The following is a 12424-nucleotide window of genomic DNA, read 5'->3' as shown; positions in this document are numbered from 1 at the left end:
GGCACTCACCGCACGCTGCCCATTCGGGACGACCCGGTGTTTGACGAGAAATTTTATTCCCCTCGGGGGGAGGCGCGTGAAAATGGTTCCGGCGGGTGGGAACCCGCGTTGGAAAAAACCGGCGGGTTGTTTTGCGGGGCCAAAGGGTCCCCAGAGCCCGGGGGGTGGCGGGCACGGGCGGGGGCGGAAATCCCCCTCATCCCCACCGCCATCGGCTGGCATCCCGCCGAGAAAACCGCCGAAGGCGCCGCGCAGCACAATGCGTGGCAGACTATCCAACGCAGCCACGCGATTGCCAATGGCTGTTTTGTGGCGGCGGTGAATCGCATTGGGCACGAAGCTCCCGCCGACGACGCCGACGACACCGATGACGCGAGCGGCACAGGTGGAAAAGGTATTGAATTTTGGGGGCAAAGTTTTGTGGCCGCTCCCAGTGGTGAAATCATCGCCCAAGCCGCCGCCGATCAACCCGAAACCCTGCTCGTGCAGGTGGATCTCTCGCAAGTGAACGAAGCACGCACGCACTGGCCTTTCCTACGCGACCGCCGCATCGATGCCTACGGCGGTATCACCGAACGGTTTTTGGATTCATGAGCTATCGCGGACGCCTCGCCCCCACGCCCACCGGCTACCTGCACCTCGGCCACGCGCGCACGTTTTGGATGGCGCAAGAACGCGCGCGCCAACACAACGGCACCCTGCTCTATCGTAACGAAGACCTCGACCCCGCGCGCTGCAAACCGAAATTCCGCGCCACCACTTTGGAAGACCTCCGTTGGCTCGGCCTCGAATGGGAAGGTGAACCGGTCAACCAATCCGAACGGATGCCCGAATACCGTGCCGCCTTTGAAAAACTCCGCGCCAACGGCCATCTTTTCCCGTGCGCCTGTTCACGCAAAGACATCCGCGAAGCCACCACCGCCCCACACAGCGAAGATGGAGAACCCATCTACCCCGGCACCTGCCGTTCCAATCCCTCAACCCTCATCCCTCATCCATCAACCAACCAAAACTGGCGCTTCCGCGTGCCCGAGGGCGAACGCATCGAATTCACCGATGCCCATTTCGGCCCGCAATCATTTGTTTCCGGAAAAGATTTTGGCGATTTCCCCGTTTGGCAAAAGAACGATTTGCCCGCGTACCAACTCGCCGTGGTGGTGGATGACGCCGCGATGGAAATTACCGAGGTGGTTCGCGGCGCAGATTTGCTGCTCTCCACCGCGCGGCAGCTGCTGCTTTACCGCGCGCTGGGCCTCACGCCGCCAACGTTTTACCACTGCGAATTGATGTGCGACGAAAAAGGCGAACGTCTCGCCAAGCGTAACGACGCATTGAGCTTAAAAGAATTGAGGGCTAGCGGAAACACGCCGGAAGCCTTGAGGGCGCATTGGGAATAATGACTACTCCTCATTGGCCAATGCATGGCCTGGGATCGTGCAATTGGGCGGATTGGTGAGGCCGGTCACAATGTACTTCCCCTCGGACGGGCACACGGGTGCTTTGCCATCTTTTAAGTACGGAATGATTTCCTCCAACGTGACGGTGGACAGGGTATCCTTTCCATTATTGAGCTGCCAAATGCGCATGGCCGTATCGAGCTCACGGAGATTTTTTACGCAGATCAAAATACTGCGATCCTGTTTATCGCCCACCGTGTACGGAAAGAACACCGCCAAAGCCAGCCCCAGCACGACTCCCCCCAGCAGCCATTCACCGAGTCCGAACCCGCGCTTTTCATCAGGCCCGGCCACGAATCAACGTTCCCTCTCTTCCTCTTCTTCCTTATCCTCTTTATGGAGCGTGTGACCTTCGATGGTGCAAGTGGGATCTTCGCCCACCGTGCTCACTTCATATTCACCCCCAGAGGGGCATTTGGGCGGATGGTTCATATATTTTACCAGATCGTCCATCGACACCTCGTGATCATCACTCTTATCAAACCCATACTGGATGATAGCGGCCTTTATCGTCCCGAGATTCTGACGGCACCCGGTAATTTGACTCTCTTTTTTGGCCCGCAACAGGTTTGGAATAGCCACCGCGGCCAATAATCCAATGATCGCCACCACGATCATAATTTCTACCAAAGTGAAACCGCGTGAACTTAATTTTTTTATTTTCATGTGTTGCACAACTCCTCTGCGCTTGTGTCTACCATAGACGCCATTGCGTGGCAATACGTTACCGAGGTGGCGAGGTTATCACGCCGGCGCACAGGCCGGGCATGCCTCCACCCAATGGCCGGGAGAAACTTCTTTGAAGGGCGACAGGGTTTCGATCAATTCCGGCGGATGCGGAGATCCACTCCGAGGGGCGAACCGGCAACCATCAGGCGGATCAATCGGTGATGGCACGTCCCCCTCGAGAATGACGCGATCGGGCACGTGCGTGGGATCCGGCACGGGAATGGCCGAGATGAGCGCCTTGGTGTAGGCGTGCACGGGGTTGTTGTAAATCTCCTCCGCCGGCGCCAGCTCCACGATGCGGCCGAGGTACATCACCGCGATGCGATCGCTGATGTGTTTCACCACCGCCAAATCGTGTGAGATAAACAAGTAACTCAGCCCCATTTCGCGCTGCAACTCCATCAACAAATTGAGCACTTGGCTTTGGATGGAAACATCCAGCGCGCTCACCGGTTCATCGCAAATCAACAGGCGCGGCTTCAGCGCCAGCGCGCGCGCGATGCCGATGCGCTGCCGCTGTCCGCCGGAAAATTCAAACGGATACCGCCCCGCCGACGACTCAGGCAATCCGACCTTGGCCAACAGCTCACCCACCCACTGGCGGCGCTCCGCGCGCGTGCCCATCTCGTGAATCACAAACGGTTCCTCCACAATGGCCCCCACCGTGTGGCGCGGATTGAGGCTCTCATACGGATCCTGAAAAATCATTTGGATCTCGCGCCGGAAAGGCTTCAGTTGGCCGCGCGAAAGGTTCGCCAATTCGTTCCCTTCAAATTCGATGCCGCCACTCGTCGGTTCGTACAGGCGCGCAATCGTTTTGCCCAACGTGCTTTTGCCGCAACCACTTTCGCCGACAAGCCCCAGCGTTTCGCCCGGCTCAATGTTGAGGCTCACCCCGTCCACAGCTTTGCACGCCGCCACGGCCCGCTGAAACACCCCGCCCTTCACCGGGAAATGCATCCGCAGGTCGTCCGTCGCCAAAATGGATTCGCCGTTGTTCATCAGCGTGTGCAAACAGGACAAGCTTCCACCCAATGGCCGGAAGCAATTTCGTTTAAGGATTGGCGTTCGGTCAGTAATTCCGGCGCATGCTCGCGGCCGCTGCGAGGGGCGAAGCGGCAGCCGGGTTTTAATTCACTCAGGGCGGGCACCATGCCGTCAATGGTTTGCAGCTCACTCTTGGGCGTGCCATTAAGGCGCGGGATGGAGCTGAGCAAGCCCTGCGTGTAGGCGTGGCGCGGGTTGGCGAAAAGCTCCCTTACCGGGGCACGCTCCACCACGCGTCCGGCATACATCACGCACACTTCGTCGCACGTCTCGGCAATCACGCCCAAATCGTGCGTGATCAGTACCACCGACATCCCGAGATCGCGCTGGAGGTCGTTGATGAGTTTCAAAATCTGTGCCTGAATGGTGACGTCCAGCGCGGTGGTTGGTTCATCGGCAATCACCAATTCCGGCCGGCACGCGAGCGCGATGGCGATGACCACCCGCTGCCGCATCCCGCCGGAAAGTTGATGCGGATATTCCGTGGCGCGGATTTCCGGCGACGGGATACCCACTTTGTCGAGCATCTCCACCGCCTGCGCCCATGCGTCATCGGGCGAAAGATCATTGTGTTGCGTGAGTACTTCGCAGATTTGTTTGCCAATGCGATGCACCGGATTGAGCGCCGTCATCGGTTCCTGAAAAATCATCGAGATCCGATTGCCGCGAATGGCGCGCATATCTTCCGCCGGCACGGTGGCCAGATTGCGGCCATCAAAGAGCACCTCACCGTTCAGAATTTTCCCCATCGGTTGTGGCAGCAACCGCATTATCGACATCGCGGTAACACTCTTGCCGCAACCGCTTTCACCCACGATGCCCAGCGTTCGGCCTTTGCGCACGTCGAAGCTCACGCCGTCCACGGCGGTGAGTTGCCCCGCATCGGTGTCAAAGGCCGTGGTCAGGTTGTTAACCTGCAGCAGGATGTCCGAGTCGGTTTCCGGCACGTTAGTCGGTTTTGTATTGGTCGAAAACCTGAATGGTTGCGGGGCCGGATTTGCGGCCGGCGGCTATGTCTTGGAGTGTTTTCGCTTTGATATCCGAATCAATCCAGTGCACGTGAAACTCGTAAGGCTCGCGGCTTTCTTTCACGTTGTAGCCTTCAGGCCACTCCACCCAACGCCAATGACCGGCGCGATACCACGGGCGCACCCAGCCGGGAATGTAGCTGCCGTGATCGTGGATCATTTCCATCAACCGCTTTGCTTGTCCGGTGAGTTCATCCAAGTCCTCGCTCACCCGATATTGTTCGATGAGATCATCAATGTCTTTATCGGCCAACATGCAAAAATTATTGGTCACCGGCTTGGGCTTCAGCCCTTCGCGGAGCTTGCCGTTGGCGTCGTAGCGTTTTTCCTTGGGCTCCTCGTAGGCGTTGTCGGAGTGATACGGCTCCCAAAAGCGCGGAGCGATTTCCACGGAAACATTCAGCGCGCCGAGCATGATTTCATGTTTTTTTTCGCTGATCTTTTTCCAAGCGGCCGTGCGTTCCATAATTTCCACTTCCAGCTCCACGCCGGCTTTTTTGGCTTCCTCCTTCAGCACCGTCATCACGTCCTCCAGCCGTTTGTATGGAGTGGTGAAGGTGAATGACAACCGTTTGCCGCCGGCGTTCATCAGAATGCCGTCCGAACCGGCACGAGTATAGCCGGCTTTCGCGAAATATTCCTTGGCTTTTTCCACAGAAAAGGGCCGGGCCTTGAGGGTTGGATGACTGCGCGGCCCATAGCCATCAGCCACGGTGTTCATCCGAACCGGATCGCCCCGGAAAACTTTGGAAATCACCACATCAAAATTCATCGCGTAATTAAGGCCAATGCGAATGTCCTTGTTGCGCAGCACGGGGTGATGCGAATTGAGCCGCAACGCCCACGTGGGCCGCGGCACATCGTTGTAAAACTGCACCTTGTGGACGTGGCCGGCAGCCACGAGTTTGTGATCGTCAGGCAGTTTCTCGTACCAAAACTCCGGCAGTCCAAGGCCGTGCCAGTCCAGCTCGCCTTTCAGGAACAGCTCAAACACCTTGGCCGGATCGCGCACCACACTCACTTTCACGGCTTCCGGATTAAAGCGATTTCGATAAAACTTCTTTTTGTCCGCCCACCAGTTTGGCACGCGGGTGAGCGTGATGGATTTCCCTTTCTCCACGTTCTCCGTGCGCACTTCGTATGGGCCGGTGTTGGGCTCGAACTTGAACTGAAAATCCTCCACAAACTGCTCGTCCAGTTCGCTATAAAAATGTTCTGGAATAGGTCGCACCCCGGCAATGCGCTCGATCACATCCGGTTTGGCTTTGTAATAGGTGATCGACAGCGTGTGCTCGTCGTAAAGGGTGATGTTCGGAAATTTTTCCTCGCTGAAAAAATCGTTGTACCACGGCGCTTTGATGTGCTCGCTGCGGAAAAAATACAGTGAGAAAAAATAATCCGTGGCCCGCACCGGTTTGCCATCCGAATAACTCGCGTCCGGATCCAGCCGAAAATACACCGTCTTGCGATCCACGCTGTATGCCCATTCTTTCGCCAAGCCGGGGAAGTATCCATCGCCATTGGGATGAGCCATCACCAAATTTAGCGAGTTATAGTCCAGCATATGACTTCGAAATGAACCGCTGGCATCCGGCCCCACCAAACGCAAAGTGCGTGGAAAATCAGCCATATATTCGTGAAACGTGCCGCCGCGCTTGGCCTTAGGGCTGGCGAATTCCTTGAGTTCACTGCCGTTTTCCCATTGCAAATTTGTGGGCAAATCCGCTGCAGTGGCCACCACAAACGCCTTTGGATTCGCATCGTAAAAAGCCTGCACTTCCTCCGCGCTATTCAGCTCCACCGCCGCGCCGGTTGGCTGGGCGGGATTAATGGGAGCAGTCTCCCCCCCGCCCCCGAGCAAGGTGATGTTTTGCTTGGCCAGTTCGCGTGCGAATTCGCGGGCAAACTCCCGCGCCAATTCACGTGCGAATGCTTTGTCCACCCCGCCGGTGGGTGCGGCGGGTTGCGTGCCGGTGCTGGCATCGGCGGGGCGTTTGAGTTTTTTCTCGTTGCAACCGGTGAAGGCCAGCAACGCAGCGGCCAAAATCAGGCCGCTTAATTTGGATGTGGTTTTCATAATGTTATTCGTAGGTTGTAAATTTTTTGGGATCAAACGCCTCACGTACGCCTTCACCGATGAAGGTGACCAGAGTGAGCACCACCACCATCGCCACAAATGCCGAAAGCACGATCCACGGCGCGTGCAGATTCGCCACCCCCTGCTGCAGCAACTCGCCCCAACTCGGCGTGGGCTTGGGCAACCCAAAGTCTAAATAATCCAATGCCGTGATCGAAATAATCGCCGTGGCTACGGTGAATGGCATAAAGGTAACCATCGTGGAAATGGTATTGGGCAGCAAGTGATTAAGCAAAATGCGCGGCGTGCTCGCACCCAACAATTGCGCGGCCGCCACGTAGTCGCGTGCCTTTTCGCGGTACACCGCTGTGCGCATATAATACGTCATACTCGTCCAACTAAACACCACCATGATCGCCAATAGCACGAGGATTTTGAACCACGCTGGCAACGTGAACGGCAAGTCGCTCACCGCGGCCACCACGATGATGACCATATACAAAAACGGAATGTTCTGCCACACCTCTACCGCACGCTGCCCCGCGAGATCCACCCAACCGCCAAAGTAACCCATCAAACAACCGACCACCACGCCGATCAAATACACCATCAGCATAAACACCAACGCAAAAATCATGGTGATACGGAAGCCATAAAGCAATCGCGCCAACACATCGCGCCCCGTGCGATCGGTGCCGAGATAATGTTGCATTGCAAAATTGGGCGCGGCCGGATGCACCAGGCCTTCGCGAAAATCATTTTCGTATTCGTTAAAGGGCACAAGCGGCATCAGCACCCAATTGCCTGATTTTTGTTTGGCAAAGTCCTCCTTCAATTCTCGGTAGTTTACCTCAAACGTATAATCCTGCCCCGAGCGATCTTTTTGAAAACCAAATTCCTTGCCAGTATGTATTCGCGAAAAAGGCGAGAGGGGGTAGAACAGTTTCCCTTCATAGCTCACCAACAAAGCGCGGTTGTTGACCAGCAACTCGCCGAGCAACGAACACCCGAACGCCCCGAGCAATAGCAGAAATGAAATGTACCCGCGCTTGATGGAATAAAATCGCTTGAGCTTACGGCGCGTCTGCGGATTAAACCGCCCGCGCGCACCCCAAACCAATCCGGCCACCGCGCCGAGGGCGCCCAAAATTATGAAGCCCTTCTTAACGCCGGCAATCACACCCGCACCCGGCTCAGCGGAGTTCAGCAACCATCCCCCTAACGGCGCGCCCAACACGCCGCCGAGAAATCCACCCACGGCAAATCCCGAGGCCAACCCCACCAACAACAACACGGCAATCTCCCAGCGCGCGCGGGGCGATTGAGCGGTTTCGGGTTGGTCGGTCGCCGGTTGCATCATCAATTAAACCGCACGCGTGGATCCACTAACGCCACTAGGATATCTGAAATAATATTGCCGATGAGCATCAACGTGGCCGAAAGCAAAAAGATGCCCATCACCACCGGGATATCGCGGTCCATTACGGACTTGAATCCGAGCAATCCAAACCCATCGATGTCGAAAATCGTTTCAATCAAAAAACTGCCCGCCACGAAGATGGTAATTTGGTGGCCGAGATTGGTGGCCAATGGAATCAGTGAATTACGCAACGCATGCCGTCGTACTGCCTGACTAAACGGAACCCCCTTGGCAATCGCCGTGCGCATATAATCGGCCGAGAGATTATCCATCAGATGATTTTTCATCAGCATTGTCACAAACGCAAAGCTGCCCACCAAATAACAACACAACGGCAACACTGCGTGCCAAGCGAGATCCTTCACTTGCGTCCAGCGCGGCGTGTGGCGTTTCATCCGGATTTCTGTAGCCGAAATTTCCGCACGAATTGGCGTTGCGCCTTCGCTCCAATCGGGCAACACCCGGAAGGAATCGGCATCCACCACCTCCGCGTAATAAGCCGTGTCCGCCGCCACGGGCGGTATGGTGCGGGGGAGTTGTCCTTCCAACCACACTTCCTCGCCGTGGCGCAATTTATGATTGGGCGCGTGCCATTCGTTGGACCCGGCCGATACGTTGAGTTGGTTCACCGGCATATCATGAAAATTTTCGCTGGTGAATCCACTCGTGGGAAACACCTCCCAGCGCGCGGCGAGAAACACCATCATCAATGCGCCCAGCACATAGCCGGGAATGGCGTAGCCCATAAAAATGAAAACCGACGTGCCGTTGTCGAACCACGTATTATGCCGCATCGCCTTGGCGATGCCGAGCGGCACGCACACGAGAAAGGTGATTAAAAAAGTCAGCAACCCATAGAAAGTGGACACCGGCAAACGTTTGAGCATCACTGTGGACACCGGCTCGCCGTGGCGAAAAGATTTACCGAGGTCACCCTGCAATACGCCCGCGTAGCGCGTGCGATAAATTTCCGCTTTGGGCAGGGCATCCGGTTCATCCGAAGGCGGCTCGCGCATTCGCACTTTCCAATTCACCATCAACGCATCGGGATTGGTAATGCGCACGCCGCCTGCATCATCGCGCGCGAGATGCACCCGCTCGCGGGCACGTTCGATTTCCGCTTCGGGGCGGTCGGCCTCCTGCCCGTCAATTTGCCCGTCGCGATTGGTATCCAGTTGATCGAACTTCACGTACGACGCCAGCCCATCCGGCACCTCCGCGCGTTGCACATAGCCATCGCCGTCCCAATCCAGTTCCGCCACGTGAAAGGGCGGAATCCGCATCCTCGCGTTGGCCTTCGTTTCTCCATCCTTGAATTCCACATTGCGGCGATTCAACTCGCGCGGTTTGAGCCCCAGCCAAATCACGTACGCTTCGAGGATGGGTTTGTCGTAGCCGTAGAGCTCCTTCATTTGCTGGAGCTGCTCCTTGCTCATCGCCAACCCGCCTTCGGTGGAGCCTCCGCCTCCCTCCAGCGAAACCTGCTGCATCTCCATCATCGCCTGCTCCAACGGTCCGCCCGGCGCGATGCGGGTGATGCAAAAAACAATCACTGTAATCACCAACAACGTGGGAAAAATTAACAGCAGTCGTCTAAGGAAATACTCGCGCATGGCCAGATAAAGCAGAGGGCGAGACTGCCAGAGCCCCGCCGGATTGCCAGCCATTTTTAATCTATGGTTGGACAGAGCGCGGGCATTCGGCCACATTCGCGGCGATGACGAAGTTGACGCTCGGCCATTCGCCCGATCCGGACGATGCCTTTATGTTTTATGCCCTCGCGGAAGGGCTCATTGATTCGCGCGGGTACGAGTTCGAGCACATCCTGCAGGACATCCAAACCCTCAACGAACGCGCCACGCGCGGCGAGCTGGATATCACCGCCATCAGCATCCACGCCTATCCCTCCGTAAGCGTCGATTACGCCCTGCTCCCCAGCGGCGCGAGCATGGGCGATGGCTACGGGCCGATGCTCGTGGCTCCGGGAAAAATTTCACGCGCAGAGATGGCTGGCAAAAAAATCGCCATCCCCGGCGAAATGACCAGCGCCTTCCTCGCGTTGCAATTGTGGCTGGGGAAAACGAAGGCCGAGATTGATTACCTCGTCGTGCCCTTTGATGAAATTTTCCAAACCGTCAACGCCGGCACTGCCGATGTCGGCCTCATCATTCACGAAGGCCAGCTCACTTACGAAAATGAAGGACTCGTTTGCTGCCAGGATTTCGGCGTGTGGTGGGGCGAAGAAAACGATGGCCTGCCGATGCCGCTCGGCGGCAATGTCATTCACAAACGCATCCCCGCCGACGAACGCAAAGTCATCAGCGATCTGCTCACCGAAAGCATCCAGTACAGCCTCGACCATCGCCCCGAAGCCGTCGCCCATGCGCTGCAATACGCCCGCGATATGGGAATGGAATTGGCCGATCAATTCGTGGGAATGTACGTCAACCACTGGACGCTCGACTACGGCGACAAAGGCCGCGACACCATCACGCGCTTCCTCCGCCAAGCCCACGAAGCGGGGCTGATTGATCACCGACCGGAATTGGAATTTGTGGAGCCATGAAATACCGTCGCTTTGGTAAAACGGACATAGAGATGCCCGTGTTCTCCTGCGGAGGAATGCGGTATCAACACAAGTGGAGCGATATCGAATGGAGCGAGGTGCCCGAGGCCGGCCAGAAAAACCTGGAAGCCACGATTCATCGCGCCATCGAGGTCGGCATCAACCACATCGAAACCGCCCGCGGGTATGGCTCATCCGAAATGCAACTCGGGCCGGTGCTCAAAAAAATTCCGCGCGACAAAATCATCGTCCAAACCAAAGTCGCTCCCTCGGCCAACCCTCGCGAGTTTCTCGATACGTTTAATCAATCGATGGATTATCTCCAACTCGATTACGTGGATTTACTTTCACTGCACGGCATCAACAATCAGGAAATTCTCGACCAGTCACTCGGCCCCAACGGCTGCGCGGCCGCGGCGCGTTGGCTTCAAAAGGAAGGCCGCGTGCGGCACGTCGGTTTTTCCACCCACGCCACCACCGACATCATTATTAAAACCATCGAGAGCGAGGCGTTTGATTACGTGAACCTCCATTGGTACTTCGTGAACGACCTCAACTGGCCAGCCGTGGAAGCCGCCGCCGCGCGCGACATGGGCGTCTTCATCATCAGCCCCAACGACAAAGGTGGCAAACTGTACGCACCCTCGCCCAAACTCACCGAACTGTGTGCGCCGCTGCACCCGATGCAGTTTAATGATCTCTATTGTTTGAACCGACCGGAAGTGCACACGTTGAGCTGCGGCGCGGCCAAGCCTTCGGATTTTGACTGCCATCTCACAGCACTCGAACACGATGACTCAATTTCCGCCACCCTCGACGCAATCGAAAAACGCCTGCGCGACGCTCTCACCGAAACCCACGGCGCGGATTGGTGCGCCCGTTGGCCCGAAGGTTTGCCGCAGTATGTGGACGTGCCGGGCGAGGTTAACCTCACCGAAATCTTGCGCCTGTGGACCTACGCCAAAGGGCTGGATTTGGTGGACTGGGGCAAGATGCGCTACAATTTGCTAGGTCAAGGCGATCATTGGTTTCCAGGCGAACACGTTGGAAAATTGGATCATTACGGGCTGCCCGAAACCCTTCGGAACAGCCCGTTTGCCGATCGCATTCCTGATATACTGGCTGAAACTCACACATTACTATTGGACACCGAACAAAAACGACAGAGTGAGTCAGAATAAACTACCTATAGAAAGCTTGAAAATGGTTGAGTTTGGCGGAGTTTGGAGTAGATTTGGAGCTATGAAAATTGCTGGGGTTGTACTGTGTGCGTTTGCGGTTTTACTGATCGGTTGCGGCAATGATGGCGAAGGTGGTTCGGATATCAGCACCACCAAAATCAATCAAGGCAACGCTCCGACCAACACAACAACGGGGGCCGGTATCACGGCGCCTCCGGTTGATATCACCACCATGAAATATATCCGGCGAACCAATGCAACCGCCGTGGTCACCAACGTCGTGCGCGTGTATTACAAAGGCAAAAATCGATTCACCGGCAATGCGTTCAGAAGTGACAAGGACGGAACCAAAGCCATAATCCCCATAAAAGATGGATTGTGGCACGGAATGTTTCGGGTCACCTATCCCGGTGCCAAACAAACAAAGTACCGGGTGAACTACATCCAAGGCCTAAAAAACGGCCCAGCGTACGGGTGGTATGCCAATGGCAAACCGCGCAGTAAATCGAACTACACAAATGGATTCCGTGTGGGGCCGTGGATTACGTTTCACTCCAATGGCAAAACTAACAAAGTGATGGTGCTTTCAACAAAAATCCGGGGCAAGGTGCTGCGTCGGGCGGCCTTTGATTTAAATGGCCGCCCTTTGACCGGAAAAACACCGGCCGGCCGAAACCACCCCTGGCAAGTCAATGGAACGGATGCCTCGAAGGAACTCTCTTATTATATTGGGAAACCCTCCAGTATTCTGACCACTGCCTTTGGTAATCCGAACCAAAAACGAGGAGAGATATGGATGTTCTCTGGCCTGACCATTCGCGATATGAAATCAGGCCAAACAAATCGTACCGCACGGTTCACGGTGAAAAATGGGAGTGTGGCGGCAGTTGAAATCCTGCCCTAACCTGCTTTTAACCCA

At 56.2% G+C, this 12424-nt stretch carries 12 protein-coding genes; 5 read left to right on the top strand and 7 right to left on the bottom strand.

Annotated features, from left to right (window positions below):
- Together H8E27_14235 and gluQRS are read left to right on the top strand one after the other, a co-directional pair.
- Window positions 1–594, top strand: a 594-nt coding sequence (locus tag H8E27_14235; protein ID MBC8326774.1) for an acyltransferase, incomplete at its 5' end; no start/stop codon positions are given.
- Window positions 591–1397 (top strand): tRNA glutamyl-Q(34) synthetase GluQRS, encoded by an 807-nt coding sequence (gene gluQRS, locus H8E27_14230; protein MBC8326773.1) that lies wholly within the window; start codon window positions 591–593, stop codon window positions 1395–1397. The genes H8E27_14235 and gluQRS, both read left to right, overlap by 4 nt.
- A gap of 3 nt (window positions 1398–1400) precedes the next feature.
- Here gluQRS and H8E27_14225 read toward each other — a convergent pair whose 3' ends face one another.
- From H8E27_14225 to H8E27_14195, 7 genes are all read right to left on the bottom strand, one after another.
- Entirely contained in the window at window positions 1401–1751 is a 351-nt protein-coding gene (locus H8E27_14225) for a hypothetical protein (protein MBC8326772.1), read from the bottom strand.
- A gap of 3 nt (window positions 1752–1754) precedes the next feature.
- Entirely contained in the window at window positions 1755–2117 is a 363-nt protein-coding gene (locus H8E27_14220) for a type II secretion system protein (GenBank protein ID MBC8326771.1), read from the bottom strand.
- A gap of 84 nt (window positions 2118–2201) precedes the next feature.
- Window positions 2202–3146 (bottom strand): ATP-binding cassette domain-containing protein, encoded by a 945-nt coding sequence (locus H8E27_14215; protein ID MBC8326770.1) that lies wholly within the window; start codon window positions 3144–3146, stop codon window positions 2202–2204.
- 41 nt (window positions 3147–3187) lie between these two features.
- Complete coding sequence (locus tag H8E27_14210) at window positions 3188–4153, bottom strand: ABC transporter ATP-binding protein (protein ID MBC8326769.1); 966 nt, start codon at window positions 4151–4153, stop codon at window positions 3188–3190.
- Between the two features lie 28 nt (window positions 4154–4181).
- Window positions 4182–6338 carry an ABC transporter substrate-binding protein gene (locus H8E27_14205; protein ID MBC8326768.1) on the bottom strand — a complete coding sequence of 719 codons (2157 nt, stop codon included), beginning with the start codon at window positions 6336–6338 and terminating at the stop codon, window positions 4182–4184.
- A 4-nt stretch (window positions 6339–6342) separates the two neighbouring features.
- On the bottom strand, window positions 6343–7695 hold the full coding sequence (locus H8E27_14200) for an ABC transporter permease subunit (protein MBC8326767.1): 1353 nt from the start codon (window positions 7693–7695) through the stop codon (window positions 6343–6345).
- A 2-nt stretch (window positions 7696–7697) separates the two neighbouring features.
- Window positions 7698–9425 (bottom strand): ABC transporter permease, encoded by a 1728-nt coding sequence (locus tag H8E27_14195; protein MBC8326766.1) that lies wholly within the window; start codon window positions 9423–9425, stop codon window positions 7698–7700.
- A 50-nt stretch (window positions 9426–9475) separates the two neighbouring features.
- Here H8E27_14195 and H8E27_14190 point away from each other — a divergent pair, with 50 nt between their 5' ends.
- The 3 genes from H8E27_14190 (at window position 9476) to H8E27_14180 (ending at window position 12409) form a co-directional block, all read left to right on the top strand.
- A complete protein-coding gene (locus H8E27_14190) occupies window positions 9476–10324 on the top strand; it encodes an ABC transporter substrate-binding protein (protein ID MBC8326765.1) in 849 nt (282 codons plus the stop codon).
- Entirely contained in the window at window positions 10321–11505 is a 1185-nt protein-coding gene (locus H8E27_14185; protein MBC8326764.1) for an aldo/keto reductase, read from the top strand. Before H8E27_14190 ends, H8E27_14185 begins: the two co-directional genes overlap by 4 nt.
- A 61-nt stretch (window positions 11506–11566) precedes the next feature.
- A complete protein-coding gene (locus tag H8E27_14180) occupies window positions 11567–12409 on the top strand; it encodes a hypothetical protein (GenBank protein MBC8326763.1) in 843 nt (280 codons plus the stop codon).
- Window positions 12410–12424 lie beyond the last annotated feature (15 nt).

It is taken from the genome of Limisphaerales bacterium (assembly GCA_014382585.1).
Classification (GTDB): domain Bacteria; phylum Verrucomicrobiota; class Verrucomicrobiia; order Limisphaerales; family UBA1100; genus JACNJL01.
The sequence above is the reverse complement of the archived record's forward strand: the minus strand, read 5'-3'. Positions and strand labels throughout refer to the sequence as shown.

Coding starts and splice junctions, on each gene's coding strand:
- H8E27_14190 (MBC8326765.1), top strand. CDS start 9,476: ATGACGAAGTTGACGCTCGGCCATTCGCCCGATCCGGACGATGCCTTT.
- H8E27_14185 (MBC8326764.1), top strand. CDS start 10,321: ATGAAATACCGTCGCTTTGGTAAAACGGACATAGAGATGCCCGTGTTC.
- H8E27_14200 (MBC8326767.1), bottom strand. CDS start 7,695: ATGCAACCGGCGACCGACCAACCCGAAACCGCTCAATCGCCCCGCGCG.
- H8E27_14215 (MBC8326770.1), bottom strand. CDS start 3,146: ATGCATTTCCCGGTGAAGGGCGGGGTGTTTCAGCGGGCCGTGGCGGCG.
- H8E27_14195 (MBC8326766.1), bottom strand. CDS start 9,425: ATGGCTGGCAATCCGGCGGGGCTCTGGCAGTCTCGCCCTCTGCTTTAT.
- H8E27_14205 (MBC8326768.1), bottom strand. CDS start 6,338: ATGAAAACCACATCCAAATTAAGCGGCCTGATTTTGGCCGCTGCGTTG.
- H8E27_14180 (MBC8326763.1), top strand. CDS start 11,567: ATGAAAATTGCTGGGGTTGTACTGTGTGCGTTTGCGGTTTTACTGATC.
- gluQRS (MBC8326773.1), top strand. CDS start 591: ATGAGCTATCGCGGACGCCTCGCCCCCACGCCCACCGGCTACCTGCAC.